Annotated in this window: 17 protein-coding genes and 1 pseudogene; 16 read left to right on the top strand and 2 right to left on the bottom strand. The window is 71.7% G+C overall.

The window, feature by feature from the left end:
- Together FFS25_RS13880 and FFS25_RS13870 are read left to right on the top strand one after the other, a co-directional pair.
- Positions 1–235 (top strand): annotated as a pseudogene (locus tag FFS25_RS13880) (hypothetical protein); the annotation flags it as partial.
- 30 nt (positions 236–265) lie between these two features.
- A complete protein-coding gene (locus FFS25_RS13870) occupies positions 266–1276 on the top strand; it encodes an SLC13 family permease (RefSeq protein ID WP_349654435.1) in 1011 nt (336 codons plus the stop codon).
- 75 nt (positions 1277–1351) lie between these two features.
- On the opposite strand, the gene lexA is transcribed toward FFS25_RS13870, so the two are convergent.
- A complete protein-coding gene (gene lexA, locus FFS25_RS12125; RefSeq protein ID WP_235586845.1) occupies positions 1352–2128 on the bottom strand; it encodes a transcriptional repressor LexA in 777 nt (258 codons plus the stop codon).
- A 384-nt stretch (positions 2129–2512) separates the two neighbouring features.
- On the opposite strand from lexA, the gene FFS25_RS13865 reads away from it, so the two are divergent.
- The 7 genes from FFS25_RS13865 (at position 2513) to FFS25_RS12090 (ending at position 7728) form a co-directional block, all read left to right on the top strand.
- Positions 2513–3100, top strand: a complete 588-nt coding sequence (locus FFS25_RS13865; RefSeq protein ID WP_006214513.1) for a LysM peptidoglycan-binding domain-containing protein — start codon at positions 2513–2515, stop codon at positions 3098–3100.
- A 69-nt stretch (positions 3101–3169) separates the two neighbouring features.
- A complete protein-coding gene (locus FFS25_RS12115; RefSeq protein ID WP_137803091.1) occupies positions 3170–4354 on the top strand; it encodes a histidinol-phosphate transaminase in 1185 nt (394 codons plus the stop codon).
- A gap of 71 nt (positions 4355–4425) precedes the next feature.
- Positions 4426–5058 (top strand): imidazoleglycerol-phosphate dehydratase HisB, encoded by a 633-nt coding sequence (hisB, locus tag FFS25_RS12110; RefSeq protein ID WP_137803090.1) that lies wholly within the window; start codon positions 4426–4428, stop codon positions 5056–5058.
- Between the two features lie 41 nt (positions 5059–5099).
- Complete coding sequence (gene hisH, locus FFS25_RS12105) at positions 5100–5858, top strand: imidazole glycerol phosphate synthase subunit HisH (protein ID WP_171004204.1); 759 nt, start codon at positions 5100–5102, stop codon at positions 5856–5858.
- Entirely contained in the window at positions 5855–6022 is a 168-nt protein-coding gene (locus FFS25_RS12100) for a CG2302 family histidine operon protein (protein WP_137803089.1), read from the top strand. The genes hisH and FFS25_RS12100 overlap by 4 nt, the downstream gene beginning before the upstream one ends.
- 40 nt (positions 6023–6062) lie before the next feature.
- The gene (priA, locus tag FFS25_RS12095) at positions 6063–6830 is read left to right on the top strand and encodes a bifunctional 1-(5-phosphoribosyl)-5-((5-phosphoribosylamino)methylideneamino)imidazole-4-carboxamide isomerase/phosphoribosylanthranilate isomerase PriA (protein WP_137803088.1); all 768 of its coding nucleotides are present in this window, start codon (positions 6063–6065) and stop codon (positions 6828–6830) included.
- 4 nt (positions 6831–6834) lie between these two features.
- Positions 6835–7728, top strand: coding sequence for an SseB family protein (locus FFS25_RS12090; RefSeq protein ID WP_137803087.1), 894 nt, complete (start codon positions 6835–6837; stop codon positions 7726–7728).
- A gap of 18 nt (positions 7729–7746) precedes the next feature.
- Here the strand turns inward: FFS25_RS12090 and FFS25_RS12085 are convergent, their stop codons facing one another.
- Positions 7747–8244: a DUF1844 domain-containing protein gene (locus FFS25_RS12085; RefSeq protein ID WP_058872305.1), complete on the bottom strand. Its 498-nt coding sequence runs from the start codon at positions 8242–8244 to the stop codon at positions 7747–7749.
- Positions 8245–8909: 665 nt separating this feature from the next.
- Here FFS25_RS12085 and infC point away from each other — a divergent pair.
- The 7 genes from infC (at position 8910) to pheT (ending at position 16403) form a co-directional block, all read left to right on the top strand.
- On the top strand, positions 8910–10199 hold the full coding sequence (gene infC / locus FFS25_RS12080) for a translation initiation factor IF-3 (protein WP_502704729.1): 1290 nt from the start codon (positions 8910–8912) through the stop codon (positions 10197–10199).
- Positions 10200–10362: 163 nt separating this feature from the next.
- On the top strand, positions 10363–10557 hold the full coding sequence (gene rpmI / locus FFS25_RS12075) for a 50S ribosomal protein L35 (RefSeq protein WP_006214522.1): 195 nt from the start codon (positions 10363–10365) through the stop codon (positions 10555–10557).
- Positions 10558–10670: 113 nt separating this feature from the next.
- A complete protein-coding gene (gene rplT / locus FFS25_RS12070; RefSeq protein WP_006214523.1) occupies positions 10671–11060 on the top strand; it encodes a 50S ribosomal protein L20 in 390 nt (129 codons plus the stop codon).
- A 13-nt stretch (positions 11061–11073) separates the two neighbouring features.
- Positions 11074–12018 carry a TrmH family RNA methyltransferase gene (locus tag FFS25_RS12065; RefSeq protein WP_137803086.1) on the top strand — a complete coding sequence of 315 codons (945 nt, stop codon included), beginning with the start codon at positions 11074–11076 and terminating at the stop codon, positions 12016–12018.
- Entirely contained in the window at positions 12015–12524 is a 510-nt protein-coding gene (locus FFS25_RS12060) for an NUDIX domain-containing protein (protein ID WP_137803085.1), read from the top strand. The genes FFS25_RS12065 and FFS25_RS12060 overlap by 4 nt, the downstream gene beginning before the upstream one ends.
- 143 nt (positions 12525–12667) lie before the next feature.
- Complete coding sequence (pheS, locus tag FFS25_RS12055; RefSeq protein ID WP_058872308.1) at positions 12668–13801, top strand: phenylalanine--tRNA ligase subunit alpha; 1134 nt, start codon at positions 12668–12670, stop codon at positions 13799–13801.
- Position 13802: 1 nt separating this feature from the next.
- Positions 13803–16403: a phenylalanine--tRNA ligase subunit beta gene (pheT, locus tag FFS25_RS12050; RefSeq protein ID WP_137803084.1), complete on the top strand. Its 2601-nt coding sequence runs from the start codon at positions 13803–13805 to the stop codon at positions 16401–16403.
- The last annotated feature ends 61 nt before the right edge of the window (positions 16404–16464 follow it).

Below are 16464 nucleotides of genomic sequence, written 5' to 3'. Positions count from 1 at the left end.
GGGGGGGAATCCGTCCCGGCTGCGGACGGCGGCGCGTCGACGGGCCAAGGCAGGGCAGAAGGCCCGCTCGGAGGAGCGCGTCACCGCCGAGCTGCGCTCCGAGAAGTCCCGCGGACCGCATTCCCGCAAGGCCCACCTGAGCATGCGCCCGGTGTGGCTGGGGCTGGCGATCATCGTGCTGGCCGTCGTCGTGCTGATGCCGACCTCTGATCGGCTGAGCGTCGCCGGCACCTGACGGCTCGGGGGGAGGCGCTGGGGACCAGCGATGCCCTGGGCTGCGCCCTCGCCGGCTTCGGCTCCTCGGCGGTGGCGCTGGCGCTGGCTGCGGGCATGCAGGCCACGACCGAGTCCCGGCTGGGCGCGCTCATGGTCATCACCGCGGCGCAGTCGATCTCGATCTGGAACATCGGCGTGCAGACCGCCGCAGCTCAGAACCTCGTGGCCGTCGGATTCATCCAGGAGTCCATGGGGGGTCACGATCTCCTGGCCGCAGTGGTTCGCCGCCGGCGCTCCCTGGGCTGCGGTGATGTCCGTGGTGCTCTACTTCGTGATGCGGGCCACCATCAAGCCCGAGATCGACCGTCTGGAGGGCGGCCGCGAGATCGTCCAGAAGTCCCTGACGGAGCTCGGGCCCATGACCGGGGCGGAGAAGCGCCTGGCGGCTGTGGCCGTCATCCTGCTGGCCTTCTGGTCCACCCAGGGCTCGCTGCACGACATCGACGCCACCACCGTGACACTGTGCGCCATCGGCGTCATGCTGCTGCCGCGCATCGGGGTCTACTCCTGGGAGACCGTGGAGGAGCTCGTGAGCTGGGGGACGCTCGTGGTCTTCGCGGTCGGCATCTCGCTGGGATCCGTGCTGCTGGAGACCGGCGCGGCGGCATGGCAGTCGGCGGCCGTGTTCGACGGGCTCGGGATCACGGGTCTGCCGGTGCTCGCGATCATCGCGATCGTCGGCGCGTTCACGATCCTGATCCACCTGGGATTCGCCTCGGCCACGTCCATGTCGAGCGCGCTGATCCCGGTGTTCATCGCCCTGGCCGTGTCGATCCCGGACCTGCCCGGCGAGGGCGTGGGCTTCGTGCTGATCATGCAGTTCCTGATCTGCTTCGGATTCCTGCTGCCGATCTCCGCCCCGCAGAACATGCTCGCCTACGGCACGGGCGCGCTCACCACGCAGCTGTTCCTGCGCACCGGCATCCCGCCGACGATCGCCGGCTACCTGCGCATCCTGCTGTTCTCGGCCACGTACTGGCAGTGGATCGGGCTGCTGTGACAGGCAGGGGATGAGCGACGAACGGCTGAGGACGGATCCGTCCTCAGCCGCTCGTCATGGCGGTGATCTGCGTGTTCAGAGGCTGCGCAGGACCGAGACGACCTTGCCCATCACCGTGGCGTGGTCGCCCAGGATCGGCTCGTACTGCGAGTTCTGAGGAAGCAGCCAGGTGTGTCCGTCGCGCTGGCGGAAGGTCTTCACCGTGGCCTCGTCGTCCAGCAGGGCCGCCACGATCTCCCCGTTCTCGGCGGTAGCCTGAGCGCGCACCACGACCCAGTCGCCGTCGCAGATGGCGGCATCGATCATGGAGTCGCCGGAGACCCGCAGCATGAACAGCTCGCCGTGGCCGGTGAGCTGGCGCGGCAGGGCCATGCGGTCCTCGACCTGCTGCTCGGCGGTGATCGGGGTGCCGGCGGCGATCCTGCCGACGAGCGGCACGAACGAGACGTCCGCGGAGCCGATCGACGGCAGGTCGTCGTCCAGCTCCGGCGCCTCCGATGCGGCCGGAGCCTCGGCGACGGCGGAGGCGGCCTCCGCCTCGGGATCGCCAAGCAGATGCAGGGGCACCAGGACCTCGAGGGCGCGCGGGCGCTTGGGGTCGCGGCGCAGGTAGCCCTGCCGCTCGAGCTGATTGAGCTGGTGGGTCACGCTCGACAGGGACTTCAGGCCCACCAGGTCGCCGATCTCGCGCATGGACGGGGGATAGCCGTGGGCGGCGACGGCGCGCTGGATGACCTCCAGGATCGTGCGCTGCCGCGGGGTCAGGCCCTTGCGCCGGGAGGACTCGGAGCCCGTCGCCCGGGCCGTGCCGCCTGAGCCGCGCTGCGTGCGACCGGTGCCGCTGGCTGCCATGTCCGTCCTCGTCTTCCGTCGATGGGCGCCTCCGGATCGCCGGGTGCGCTGCGTGCTGGGCCGCGGCGACGCGCTCGCGCCGCGCCGTGGCCGCCTTGTGCTGTCTGAGCGGTTGCGTTGACTCGTCCTCGAGGCCCCGCCAGGGCCTCCGACCTGCACAGTCCTTTCTCTGAGGCTACGTGAGCCGGACGTCACCTTCAAACATCTGTTCGATCGTGTCTCGACATGAGTCGTACACAGGTGCTAGAAATGGTCGCAAGCAGTTCGAACACGTATTCGAGAACCGGGATCGGGTCTCGAATCCGACACAGGTTCAAACACGGGAGCGGCCACCACCCGCACCGCCTGTCACCGTCCGTCCCTCGGCAAGAAGGAGTGCATCCCATGTCCGTGATCAGCACCGCTGTCCTGTCGCACTCGTCCTCCACCGGCAGCATCCCCCTCGTCAGCGCCCTGCGCAGCGGGGGCCGTGCCTTCGCGCAGGAGCTCTCCTCCGCCGTGCCCGCCCTGCGCCGACGCCCCGCTGCGCGGCTCAAGGAGTCGGAGGGGCGCCGTCCGGCTCTGCGCGTCATTCCGGGCGGTCGCGCAGCTGCACCGCAGACTCGGACCCTGCCCGCCGTGAAGGAGCCGGAGGCCTCCGCACCGGCGCGATCCGCGTCCTCGCCCATGCGCCTGACCCGCCGCGGGCGGCTGCTGCTGATCGGCCTGCCGACCATGCTCGGCGTGCTGGCCGCGGCCGCACTGCTGGTCGTGCTGATCGCACCCTCCCACGTCACCGCCGGAACCGAGCCGGCCGAGGGTCCCGGGGTCGACTCCGTGACCGTCCAGCCCGGTCAGAGCCTTTGGGAGGTCGCTCAGCAGGCCGAGCCGCAGCGCGACACCCGGGACGTCGTCCTGCAGATCGTCGAGCTCAACGAGCTGGACTCCGCCCAGGTCTCCCCGGGCCAGCAGGTGCTGGTTCCCGCGGCCTGAGCCGGAGGGCGGTGGGTTCGGCCGCCGTCGGATGCTGGAGGCCCCGTCCGCGCCTCGTAGACTGTCCTGGTGACTTCTCAGAGCGCGACACCCAGCACCGAGGGCGCCACGCGAGCCGAACGGCTCGCGTCGCTTCCCCTGCGCCACGACCTGCGCGGCAAGTCCCCCTACGGGGCGCCGCAGATCGACGTCCCCATCGCCCTGAACACCAACGAGAACACGCATCCGGTGCCGCAGGACGTCCAGGACGCCATCGTCGCCGAGGTCTCGCGGGTCGTGGGAACCCTCAACCGCTACCCGGACCGCGAGTTCACGCAGCTGCGCCGCGAGCTGGCCGAATACCTGGGCCACAGCCTGGACCAGGACAACATCTGGGCCGCCAACGGCTCCAACGAGATCCTCCAGCAGCTCATGCAGGCCTTCGGCGGCCCCGGTCGTCGTGTGCTGGCCTTCGTGCCGTCCTACTCCATGTACCCGCTGCTCTCAGCCGGCACGAACACGGAGTTCATCCCGGGCGTGCGCGCCGAGGACTTCACGCTCAGCGCCGAATCGGCCGCCGCACAGGTGCGCGAGCACCGCCCGAGCATCGTGCTGCTGTGCTCGCCCAACAACCCCACGGGCACCGCGCTGGAGGACGACGTCGTCGATGCCGTCTACCGCGCCGGCGAGGAGTCGAACACCGTGGTGGTGGTCGATGAGGCCTATGCCGAGTTCTCCCGCTTCCCGGAGCGCACCGCGCTGCGCCTGCTCGAAGGCCGTCCGCGCCTGGTCGTCAGCCGCACCATGTCCAAGGCCTTCGCCCTGGCCGGTGCGCGGATCGGCTACTTCGCCGCCGCACCGGAGATCGCCGATGCCGTGCGTCTGGTGCGCCTGCCGTATCACCTCTCCGCGGTGACCCAGGCGACCGCTCTGGCGGCCCTGCGCCATCGCACGACTCTGCTCGCCGACGTCGCCGACATCCGCATGCAGCGCGACCGGATCGTCGATGACCTCAAGCGGTTGGAGCTGGACCCGGCGGAATCGGACTCCAACTTCGTGTTCTTCGGCGGCGGCATCGACGCCCCGGCCCTGTGGCAGGACCTGCTGGATCGAGGCGTCCTGATCCGCGACGTCGGCATCCCCGGGCACCTGCGCGTCACCGCCGGCACCGAGGAGGAGACCACCGCGTTCCTCGACGGCGTCCGCGCGCACCTGGAGGACCGGTCCGCCGCTGCGAAGGACTCCGAGACAGAGCAGGACCCCGCGAACCGCTGAACCGCCCGCCGCTGACGCCCTCGCACGTCGGCCCGGCACAGAATCCCCATCCCGCCGCAGGAGGCCCCATCATGAGCGATCAGCCCACCACCGCAGCGAGCGACGGCGCACGCACCGCCTCGCTCGAGCGCGTGACGTCGGAATCCAGCATCCGCGTCGAGCTGAACCTTGACGGCACCGGCCAGCACTCGATCTCGACCAGCGTGCCGTTCTACGACCACATGCTCACGGCGCTGTCCAAGCACTCGCTGATCGACCTGACGGTCCAGGCCACCGGCGACACCCACATCGACGTCCACCACGTCGTGGAGGACACCGCGATCGTGATCGGCGAGTGCCTGCGCACCGCCCTCGGCGACAAGCGCGGGATCGCCCGCTTCGGCGAGGCCTCCGTGCCGCTGGACGAGGCGCTGGCCCACGCCGTCGTCGACGTCTCCGGGCGCCCGTACTGCGTGCACATCGGCGAGCCCGAGGGCCAGCAGTACCACTTGATCGGCGGGCACTTCACCGGCTCCATGACCCAGCACGTCTTCGAGTCGCTGACTCATCACGCCGGGATCTGCCTGCACATGGAGCTGGTGCGCGGGCGGGATCCGCATCACATCGTCGAGGCCCAGTTCAAGGCCCTGGCCCGTGCGCTGCGCGCCGCCGTCGAGCCCGACCCGCGCGTCACCGGCATCCCCTCGACCAAGGGCGCGCTGTGATCCGCCGCCCGGAGGACGCGGTCGACGACAAGGGCCGCACGATCCCCGCGCCGCACACCGTGGGGGAGCCGCTGCCGCAGGAGCCGGCCTCGTCGGCGCCGTCCGTGGTCGTGCTCGACTATGGTGCCGGCAACGTCCGCTCGGCCGTCCGCGCGCTCGAGGAGGCCGGTGCCCGCGTCCTGCTCACGCGCGACCCGGAGCTGGTCTCCGGCGCCGACGGCCTGCTCGTTCCCGGAGTGGGCGCCTACGAGGCGGTGGCCGAGGGCCTGCGCAAGATCGGCGCGGTGCGTCTGATCGAGCGCCGGCTCATGGGCGGGCGCCCGGTCCTGGGCATCTGCGTCGGGCTGCAGGTCCTGTTCGAGCGCGGCGTGGAGCACGGCACGGAGACCGAGGGCCTAGGCCAGTGGCCCGGCACGGTCGAGCGGCTGGACGCCCCGATCGTCCCGCACATGGGCTGGAACACGGTCGAGCCGCCCGAGTCCAGCGTGCTCTTCCGCGGCATCGAGCAGGAGCGCTTCTACTTCGTGCACTCCTTCGGCGTGCTGAAGTGGGAGTTCGAGCAGAACAGCGAGCACATGCTTCCGCCGCAGGTCACCTGGTCGCGCCACGGAAGCCCCTTCATCGCCGCCGTGGAGAACGGGGCACTGTCCGCCACGCAGTTCCACCCGGAGAAGTCGGGCCAGGCGGGACTCCAGCTGCTGCGCAACTGGCTCGAGACGCTGCCGCGCACGGGCCGACTGGACGCCGCCCTCGCCGCGCGGGACGCGCAGACCGCTGGTCAGGAGGAGAGCGACGCATGAGCTGGGCCGTCATCGTCATGGCGCTGGGAGCCTTCATGGCCGGAGGCACCTACTCGTTCCACAAGCAGGGCTTCCCGCGCTACACCGTCGTGATCATGGGGGTCATCGCCGCCGCTTTGATCATCTACGGCGCCTTCGCCTGGTACACGGGCAGCCGCGGCTGAGCGCCGCCCCCGAGACATCCGCATTCGATCGAGGAGAGCAATGACCGAGTACACGAACCACGCCGAGCAGACCGGCCCGCGCCTCGAGCTGCTGCCGGCGGTGGACGTCCGCGACGGCCAGGCCGTGCGCCTCGTCCAGGGGGAGTCCGGCTCCGAGACCTGCTACGGCGATCCGCTGGAGGCCGCGCAGGCCTGGCAGGACGCCGGGGCCGAGTGGCTGCACCTGGTCGATCTGGATGCCGCATTCGGCACCGGGGACAACATCGACGTCCTCACGAGCGTGGCCCGGTCGCTGTCGCTGAAGATCGAGATGTCCGGAGGCATCCGCGACGACGCCTCCCTCGAGCGCGCACTGTCGCTCGAGCCGGCCCGGATCAATCTGGGCACCGCCGCGCTCGAGGATCCCGAGTGGACCCGACGGGTCATCGCCGAGCACGGAGACGTCATCGCCGTGGGCCTGGATGTGCGCGGCACCACGCTGGCCGCCCGCGGCTGGACCCAGGAGGGCGGGGACCTCTGGGAGGTGCTCGAGCGCCTCGAGGCCGACGGCTGCTCCCGCTACGTCGTCACCGACGTCACCAAGGACGGCACGCTCAAGGGCCCGAACGTCGAGCTGCTGCAGCAGGTCGCGCAGCGCACGGGCAAGCCCGTGGTGGCCTCTGGCGGCATCGCCTCCCTGGAGGACATCGCCGCGCTGCGCCGCCTGGTGAGCTCGGGCGTGGAGGGCGCGATCATGGGCAAGGCCCTCTACGCCGGGCGCTTCACCCTCGAGCAGGCCCTGGATGTCGCGGGACGCCCGGAGGCCTGAGCCCGTGAGCGGCACCCGGCCGAACGACGACCCTCAGACTCCGCGAGGGCCCGCGCGCGAGCTTCCCGCGCACATCCAGGCGCAGCTGCGCTCGGCAGGCGGGCAGACCGACACCGGGGGACAGCCGTGGCAGGGCCGCGACCTGGAGCGCGGTCATGGCCACCTCTTCCCGGGCGACAGCGGCGCAGTCGACGCCGCGCTGGAATCGGCCCTGACCGCGCGCTCGCGCGGGGAGGCAGGTGAGGCGGAGGTCGTCGCCGCGCTCGCAGCCGCCCGGGTCTTCGTCCCGGTCGTCGCCGAGGTCTCTGCTAGCACCCTCACCGACGACGGACTGGTGGCCGACAAGGAAGCGGACATGGCCCTGGTGCGGCTGAGCTCGCGCAGCGGTCGCAGCGTGCAGCCGGTCTTCGGCTCCGACGTCGAGGTCACGCAGTGGCACCGCCAGGCCCGGCCGGTGGCCGTCGATGCGCGGCGGGCTGCTCTGGCGGCTGTTCAGGACAGCGCCCAGATGCTTGTGCTGAACCCCGGCTCGGCTGCGCCCTTCGTAGTGCGCCGCCCGGCGCTGTGGGCGATCGCGCAGGGGATCGAGTGGACGCCGAGCTACGACTCGCCGGAGGTCTCCAGGGCGGTGCTCGATGCCGCCCTGGGGCTGCCCGGTGTGGCCGGGGCCCACGTGCGGCGGGGCCGCGGCGCGGACACCCCGCTGAGCGGGGGAGGGTCGCTGCCCGGCGGGGGCGAGGGCCCGGAGCTGACCGCCGTGCTCGAGCTGCTGCCGGGACTGGACCAGGGGCAGCTCGACGGTCTGGTCCGGGCCTTCCAGGACAGGCTCTCCCAGCACACCGTGGTGGCCGAGAAGGTCGACAGCCTCGAGGTGGCCCTGGAGGCGCTCGAGATCTGAGGAAGCCGGTGGGTCAGCTCAGGAGAAGACGGGGCCCGTGAACTTCTCGCCGGGGCCCTGACCGGGCTTGTCCGGGTAGGTCGACGCCTCGCGGAAGGCCAGCTGCAGCGTGCGCAGGCCGTCGCGCAGCGGGCCCGCGTGCTGCGAGCCGATCTCCGGCGCTGCGGCGGTGACGAAGCCGGCCAGCGCCGTGATCAGCTTGCGGGCCTCGTCGAGGTCTTTGAGCGCCTCGGCATCCGGGCCCTCGGCCAGGCCGCACTTCACGGCGGCGGCGGACATGAGGTGCACCGCAGACGTCGTGATGACCTCGATCGCGGGGACCTCGGCGATGTCGCGGACCTGCTGGGTGACGGCGTCCAGGGCCTCCTGGCTCAGCGGGCTGCCCTCGTGCGGCTCCTGGGCATGGTCGTGATCGGCATGCTCGGGCTGCGCGGAATCCTGGGCGGGCTGATGCGCTGCGGCTCGGGCGTCGTCGTCCGAGGCGCCGTCGAAGCGGAAGGTGCTCTGAGAAGTCATGGCCCCAGCCTAGGTGCTGCGGGCGATGACGTCGGCGACGCACGCTCCGCCGGCCCGGGCCCCTGCCCCTGCCCGCACGAGCCCCGTCCGAGCGGTTCCGCCATCGACTGGCCGGATCGTCACTGCTTCCGCGCTGAACCGGTGATGACTCGTCCACTGGATCGAGGTGGGGTGAGCAATCGGCCCCTCATGGGACGCCCGCATTCTCGACGCCGTCCTCGAGCCGCCTCGTGATGCTCCATGCCCCGGCGAGGAGTTCTGTGGTCCCGGCCGCGAGTGCTCTGGCAGTGCGCGCCGTCCCGGTGAGTGGCTTCGTGGCGATCCCCATCTCGCGAGTGGCCGGATCCTGCCCGCCGCAGCGTCATCCTGTCCCGGGGAGAAGCTTTCGTGTATGATATTCGGCAGTGTGCAAGCGGAGGTGACTCCCACCCGCGCTGACCGCGATCTCAGGATCGCCAGGGTCTCCGGGTCAAGACGACGCAGCAGCGTCCGCGCCGTGCCAGCAGAGATGCTGACGGCGTCCCCGTTCGTGCGGGGGATCGGTGGTTGCCGATCCGGATGCCTCGGCCTCCGCTTGCCCTGGGCAGCGGAGGCTTTTTCGTTGCCATCCGCACCAGGGCGCGGAGCTCGAGCACAGTTCGGGGGCCGTCGCCGCAGATCGCCGGATCAGACCGGCACGACTATCTCAGGAGCAGAGCATCAGCGATCCACGCATCAATGAGAAGATTCGCGTCCCCGAGGTCCGCCTTGTCGGGCCGGCGGGCGAGCAGGTCGGCATCGTCCGCGTCGAGGACGCCATGCGACTGGCCCGTGAATCCGATTTGGATCTGGTTGAGGTCGCCCCCACCGCCAAGCCGCCCGTCGCCAAGCTGATGGACTTCGGCAAGTACAAGTACGAGGCGGCGGTGAAGGCGCGCGAGTCGCGCAAGAACCAGTCGAACACGAGCCTCAAGGAGGTTCGGTTCCGCCTGAAGATCGATGACCACGACTACGCGACCAAGGTCGGGCACGCCAAGCGCTTCCTGACCGAGGGCGACAAGGTCAAGGCCATGATCCAGTTCCGCGGCCGCGAGCAGTCGCGTCCGGAGATGGGCGTGCGCCTGCTCGGCAAGCTGGCCGAGGACCTGGAGGAGTTCGGCCAGGTCGAGTCCAGCCCGCGCCAGGACGGCCGCAACATGGTCATGGTCCTCGGTCCGCTGAAGACCAAGTCCGAGGCCAAGTCGGCTGCCCGCCGCGCCAAGGAGGCGGAGTCCGATCAGGAGAGCCGTCTTCCCTCGAAGGTGAAGTCCTCCCGTCGCGATCGCGAGCGCGATGCTCGTGAGTCCGGCGTTCCGGCCACCGGCGATGCCGAGAACCCGCTGCCCGTGGGCGGCAGCTCGATCGGGGAGTCGATCCCCGAGGAGCTGCGCGCGCTGGCTTCGGCCAAGTTCGAGGTGCCCGAGGGCGCCCCGCCGCTGAAGGTCTCCGAGGATCAGCCGCCCGTCGTGCTGCCCAAGGAGGACAAGCGCGAGCCCCGCGGCGGCGGTCGCGGTCGCCAGGGCGGGCCGCGCTCGAACGATCGCGGCGGCTCGGATCGCGGATCCGATCGCGGCGGCCGTCCCTCCGGCGGCTCGGGTCGGCCCTCGTCGGGCCGCCCGGACTCCGGCGGCGCCTCGCGCCCCAGCGGCGGTCGTCCGTCCTCGTCGGGTCCGCGCACCGGCTCGGATTCGTCCAGGCCCCCGCGCTCGACCTCCGGGACCCCGCGTCCGGCCTCGAGCTCGCAGGGCTCCGGGCAGGGCGGTTCGCCCCGTCCGGCCGGCGGCCCGGGCCGACCCTCGGCTTCGCGCCCGTCGGGCGCCCCGACCCCCGGCTCGACGCCCAGGCCCGCACCCAAGCCGGGAACGGCGCCCAAGCCGGGCGGCGGACCCAAGCCGGGTGGAGTGCCCAAGCCGGGCGGACCCAAGCCGGGGCAGTGACCCCGCTGCCCTGACATGAAAGCTTCGACCCGGATCCCGCAGGACGGGACCGGGTCGGTGACCGAGGAGTCGTCGGCTCACCCAGCCGACGACCCAGACCAGGCCGCCCCAGAGGCGGCGCACCGCGACAGCGGTGAGACCGACAGCAAGGAGACGGCCCACCATGCCGAAGATGAAGACCCACTCGGGTGCCAAGAAGCGCTTCAAGATCACGGGTTCGGGCAAGGTCAAGCGCCAGCAGGCCAACCGCCGCCACTACCTCGAGCACAAGTCCTCGCGCCTGACCCGCCGCCTCGCCGGCGACAAGATCGTGGCCCCGGGCGATGCCAAGGTCGTCAAGAAGATGCTCGGCCGCTGAGCCGAAGCACCTCGCAGAACATCCGCTGACGGTCTCGCCGCAGCACCCCTGAACACCGAGCGACCCCCGGCCAGGACCGGGACGAGTCGCTCCCGCACCGAAGGAGCACACACGTGGCACGTGTGAAGAGGGCGCTCAACGCCCACAAGAAGCGTCGTACGACCCTGGAGATGGCCTCCGGCTACCGCGGACAGCGCTCGCGCCTGTACCGCAAGGCCAAGGAGCAGGTCCTCCACTCGTACACCTACAACTACGATCACCGCCGCACCCGCAAGGGCGACTTCCGCCGGCTGTGGATCCAGCGCATCAACGCCGCCGCTCGGGCTCAGGGCCTGACCTACAACCGCTTCATCCAGGGCCTGAAGGCCGCTGAGGTCGAAGTCGACCGCCGCATGCTGGCCGAGCTGGCCGTCAACGACGCCCCCGCGTTCAACGCGCTCGTCGAGATCGCCAAGAAGAACCTGCCCGCGGACACCTCCGCTCCGCGCTCCGACGCGGCCTGATCCCGCTTCGAGCGTGAGCATCGCGCAGCGCCTCGCCGACTCCGCGCTGATCAATCCCGGTTCCGACCGGGTGCGATCGGTCGCGGGACTGGCGAGGCGCTCTGCGCGTTCCAGGGCCGGTCGATTCCTCACCGAGGGCCCGCAGTGCGTCCGCGAGGCCCTGCGCGCGCACCTGGGGGAGTTCGACGCCCTGGTGCCTGCACCTCGGGACGGGGTGATCGACGCCCTCTACATCACCGAGCGCGCGCTGCAGCGCCACCCGGACATCGATCAGCTCGTCGAGTGCGTGCTCCAGGCCGAGGGCTCCCCGCGGGTCTTCGTGCGCATGGTCTCCGACGAGGTCCTTGCGGCCATGTCGGATGCCGAGCACCCGCAGGGCGTGCTGGCGGTGTGCCGGATCCCCGAGCTGACCTGGGCGCAGGTCGCCGAGCGTCGGCCCCGCCTGGTGGCGGTCATGTGCCGCGTGCAGGACCCCGGCAATGCCGGGACCGTGCTGCGCGCCGCTGATGCCGCCGGCGCCGATGCCGTGGTGCTCACCGCCGGATCGGTGGATCTGCACAACCCCAAGGTGGTGCGCTCGACCGCCGGCTCCCTGTTCCATCTGCCCGTGCTCACCGGCCTGGATCCGGCCGAGCTGGTCGGCCGCCCCGTGAGCGATGCCGCAGGCGGTGAGCTGCAGGTGCTGGCCGCGGACGGCTACGGCGCCCTGGATCTGGATGAGCTGCAGGATGCTTCGGCAGCTGGCCGGGAGGCGGCTGTCGAGCTGGCACGCCCCACGGCATGGCTCTTCGGTAATGAGGCGCAGGGGCTGTCCGAGCAGGAGAAGGCCCTGGCCTCCCACCGCGTGGCGGTGCCGCTGCACGGGGCCGCCGAGTCGCTCAACGTGGGGACGGCGGCCACCCTGTGCCTCTACGCCTCCGCCCGCGCTCAGCGCCGCACCGCCGAGGGCGCCGCATGAGCCTGCGGCACGACGACGAGCGCACGTTCCGCACCCAGGTCGTGGCCGCCGCGCTGCTGGACGACCCGCACCGGCCCCAGCGGCTGATCGCGGCCCAGCGTGCCTATCCGGAGTCCCTGCGCGGGCTGTGGGAGCTGCCCGGAGGCAAGCAGGAGCCGGGGGAGACGGTCCAGGAGGCGCTGCACCGGGAGTGCCGGGAGGAGCTGGGTGTGCGGATCCGCCTGCTCGAGGAGGTCCCCGGACCCCATCGGCAGGGATGGCCGCTCAGCGAGTCGGCGGCCATGCGCGTGTGGACGGCCGTCGTCGTCGGAGCCGCGGAGGAGCAGGAAGCGGACGCCGACGCCCTGGGCACGGGCCGTCAGGCCGAGGGCGCGGATCATCTCGAGCTGCGCTGGGTGCGCATCGGCCTGGAGCCGATCGAGGGCCTCCAGGAGGCCGAGGCCCTGCCGTGGATCCCCGCGGACCTGCCGATCCTGGACGGCATCCGACGTCACCTGGCCGGCTGAGCAGGCGGCCGGCGACCCATGCGAGTCGCCCACAGGCACTGTGCCGGGGCCGGACGAGGGCCTTGCGGGGACTAGACTTGGACCGCCCGCGTTCTGGCGCCGGGCCGATGAACCGAACCCGAGAGCGAAGGCACCTGTCGCACATGTCTGAGAGCACACCGGAGGGCGGGCCTCAGCAGGCGCCCTCTGCCGCCGCCCAGGCCGAGACCCCGACCGGTCAGGCCGAGACCCCGACCGTCGCGGAGTTCGATCCCACGGATGAGCAGGCCGTCGGCCGCGCCGTGGAGGAGGCCCTGGACGCTGTCCAGGCCGCCGCTGATCTCGACGAGCTCAAGGCGGTCCGCCTGGCCCACGCCGGCGATCGCTCGCCGCTGGCCCTGGCCAACCGGCGCATCGGCTCGCTCGAGAAGTCCCAGAAGGCCGCCGCGGGCAAGCTCATGGGCCAGGCCCGCGGCCGGGTGAACAAGGCGCTGTCAGCGCGCACCGGGGTGCTTGAGGCCGAGCGCGCCGAGCGCATCCTGGTCGAGGAGTCCGTGGACGTCACCGCCGCGAGCAGCCGTCGCCGGCTGGGCGGGCGCCACCCCATCAGCGCCATGATGGAGACCGCGCAGGACATCTTCGTGGGCATGGGCTGGGAGGTCGCCGAGGGCCCCGAGGTCGAGTCCGAGTGGTTCAACTTCGACTCCCTGAACTTCAAGCCGGACCACCCCGCCCGCGAGCTGCAGGACACGTTCTTCGTGGACCCGCCCGAGGCCCACCTGGTCCTGCGCACCCACACCTCCCCGGTCCAGATGCGCACCCTGCTGAGCCGTGAGCTGCCGGTCTACGTTGTGGCCCCGGGGCGGGTCTTCCGCACCGACGAGCTCGATGCGACCCACACGCCCGTGTTCCACCAGGTCGAGGGCCTCGCCGTCGACAAGGGCCTGACCATGGCCGATCTCAAGGGCACGCTCGAGCACTTCGCACGCCAGATCTTCGGCCCCGATGCCCGGATCCGGCTGCGGCCCAACTACTTCCCGTTCACCGAGCCCTCCGCCGAGATGGACGTGTGGCACCCGCAGGCCCAGGGCGGTCCGCGCTGGATCGAGTGGGGCGGCTGCGGCATGGTCCACCCCAACGTCCTGCGCGCAGCCGGCGTGGACCCCGAGGTCTACTCGGGCTTCGCCTTCGGCATGGGCATCGAGCGCACGCTGATGTTCCGCAACGGGGTCCCCGACATGCACGACATGGTCGAGGGCGATATCCGATTCAGCCAGCACTTCGGAATGGAGGTCTGAGATGCGGGTTCCGCTGTCCTGGCTGCGCGAGTTCGCGCCGCTGCCCGAGGAAGCCACCGCCGAGCAGCTGCTGGAGACCATGGTCTCCGTCGGCTTCGAGGAGGAGGAGGTCATCCGCCCCGGCGATGAGCTCACCGGGCCCATCGTCGTGGGGCAGGTCCTGTCCCGCGAGCCAGAGGAGCACTCCAACGGCAAGACGGTGAACTGGTGCTCCGTGCGCGTGGTCCCGGAGGGCCAGCAGCAGACCCTGACCGGCGAGGGCATCGAGCCCTCCGGCGTGCAGGGCATCGTCTGCGGCGCGCACAACTTCGAGGTCGGCGACAAGGTCGTCGTGACCCTGCCCGGTGCCGTGCTGCCCGGCGACTTCCGGATCAGCCCGCGCAAGACCTACGGCCACACCTCGGCGGGGATGATCGCCTCGGCGCGCGAGCTGGGCATCGGCGAGGATCACGACGGCATCCTGGTGCTCGGCGATCTCGGCCTGGACCCCGAGCTGGGCACGGACGTGCGCGAGGTGCTGCAGCTCGACGAGTCCGCCGCCGACATCAACGTCACCCCGGACCGCGGCTACGCCCTGTCCATGCGCGGCGTGGCCCGCGAGTACTGCCACGCCGTCGGCGCTGCGTTCGAGGACCCGGCGCTCGCCCTGTCCGAGGCTGCACCCGCGCCGACGGAAGACACGTTCCCCGTCGTGCTGGCCGAGGAGGCGCCGATCCGCGGCGAGCAGGGCTGCACGCGCTTCGCGACCCGCGTGGTGCGCGGCATCGACCCGTCCCGGCCCACTCCGGTGTGGATGTCGACCCGTCTGCGCCTGGCGGGCATGCGCTCGATCAGCCTGCCCGTGGACATCTCGAACTACGTGATGCTCGAGCTCGGCCAGCCGCTGCACTTCTACGACCTGTCCCGGGTCGCCGAGCAGATCACCGTGCGCCGCGCCCGTCAGGGCGAGCAGCTGACCACGCTGGACGGCAGGCAGCGCGCGCTGGATCCCGAGGACCTGCTGATCACCGACGCCACCGGCCCCATCGGGCTGGCCGGGACCATGGGCGGCGAGTTCGCCGAGGTCGGCGATTCCACGACCGACGTCCTGGTCGAGGCTGCGCACTTCGATCCCGTGTCGGTCGCGCGCACCGCGCGCCGCCACCGCCTGTCCTCCGAGGCCTCCCGGCGCTTCGAGCGCGGCGTGGACCCGCAGCTGCAGGCCGCCGCCGCCGAGCGCGCCGTCCAGCTGCTCGTCGAGCTCGCCGGCGGCACCGCCGGACCCGAGGTCGGCGACGTCCGCGTCGAGGAGGCGGAGGCGCCCGTCACCATCCGCCTGGATGCGGACTATCCCGCCCGGCGCGTGGGCGTGGACTACTCGGCAGAGCGCGTGGAGTCCCTGCTCACCGAGATCGGCTGCACGCTCGAGACGCTGAGCCCGGCCGTCGAGGTCGAGGAGGAGCCCAGCGCCGCCGGGCAGGACGGCTGGCTGGTCACGCCCCCGTCGTGGCGGCCTGATCTGCGCGAGCCCGAGGACCTGGCGGAGGAGATCGCGCGCCTGGACGGCTACGACAAGATCCCGTCGCGGCTTCCCGTCGCGCCTCCGGGACGGGGTCTGAGCGCCGAGCAGGCCGGTCGCCGGCGCGTGCTGAGCGCCCTGGCCGCCGCCGGCCTGACCGAGGTGCTCGCCTACCCGTTCACCACGCCGGCCGACAACCAGCTGTGGGCCTCGCCCGAGCCCGGGACCGAGGTCGACTCGGTGCGCCTGGCCAATCCCATCGCCGAGTCCCGCGGCGTGCTGCGCGCTTCGCTGATCCCCGGCCTGTTGGAGATCCTGCATCGCAACCGCTCGCGCGGGTTCCGCGATCTGCAGCTCTTCGAGTCGGGACTCGTCTTCCGCCCCGGCGCCCAGCTGGGCACCGGATCCATCCCTCCGGTCGGTCAGCGCCCGTCCGAGCAGGTCCTGGCGGATCTGCGAGGCGGGATCCCGGAGCAGCCCCTGCATATCGCAGCCGTCTTCGCCGGCGACGACGCCCCGGCGGCCCCGGGGTCCGACCCGCGAGCGCTGGGCTGGCGGGACGCCCTCGAGATCGCGCGTCTGGTCGGCGACGTCCTGGGCGTGCGCCTGAGCGTGGAGCAGGGCCGCCATCAGGCCTTCCACCCTGGGCGCACGGCGGTGCTGCGCCTTCCCTCCGGGGACCTCGTGGGCACAGCCGGCGAGCTGCACCCGCAGCTGGTCGCTCAGCAGGGCCTGCCCGAGCGCACGAGCGCCATGGAGCTGGAGCTGTCGGCGATCCTGGCCGCCCGCGACGGCGCGATCGCCGCCGAGCCGTTGAGCGTCCAGACCCCGGCCACGCAGGACGTCGCGCTCGTGGTGGATGCCGCTGTGCCGGCTGCCGAGCTGATGGTCACGATCCGCGAGGGCGCGGGCGAGCTCGTCGAGGACGTCCGCGTCTTCGACGTCTACCAGGGCGAGCACATCGAGACCGGGAAGAAGTCGGTGGCCCTGGCCATGCGGTTCCGGGCGCCCGATCGCACGCTGACGGCCGAAGAGGCCTCCGAGGCTCGCACGGCGGCGGTCGAACTCGCCGCGTCGAGACACGGCGCCGTCCTGCGCGGCTGAGCGGCCCGGGAGACCATCCAGCAACCGATGACCACCCTTCGCCAGGCCCTCGCCTGCGGGG

Origin of the sequence: Kocuria sp. 2SI (assembly GCF_005502825.1) — a bacterium.
Taxonomy (GTDB): Bacteria; Actinomycetota; Actinomycetes; order Actinomycetales; family Micrococcaceae; genus Kocuria; species Kocuria palustris.
The sequence above is the reverse complement of the archived record's forward strand: the minus strand, read 5'-3'. Positions and strand labels throughout refer to the sequence as shown.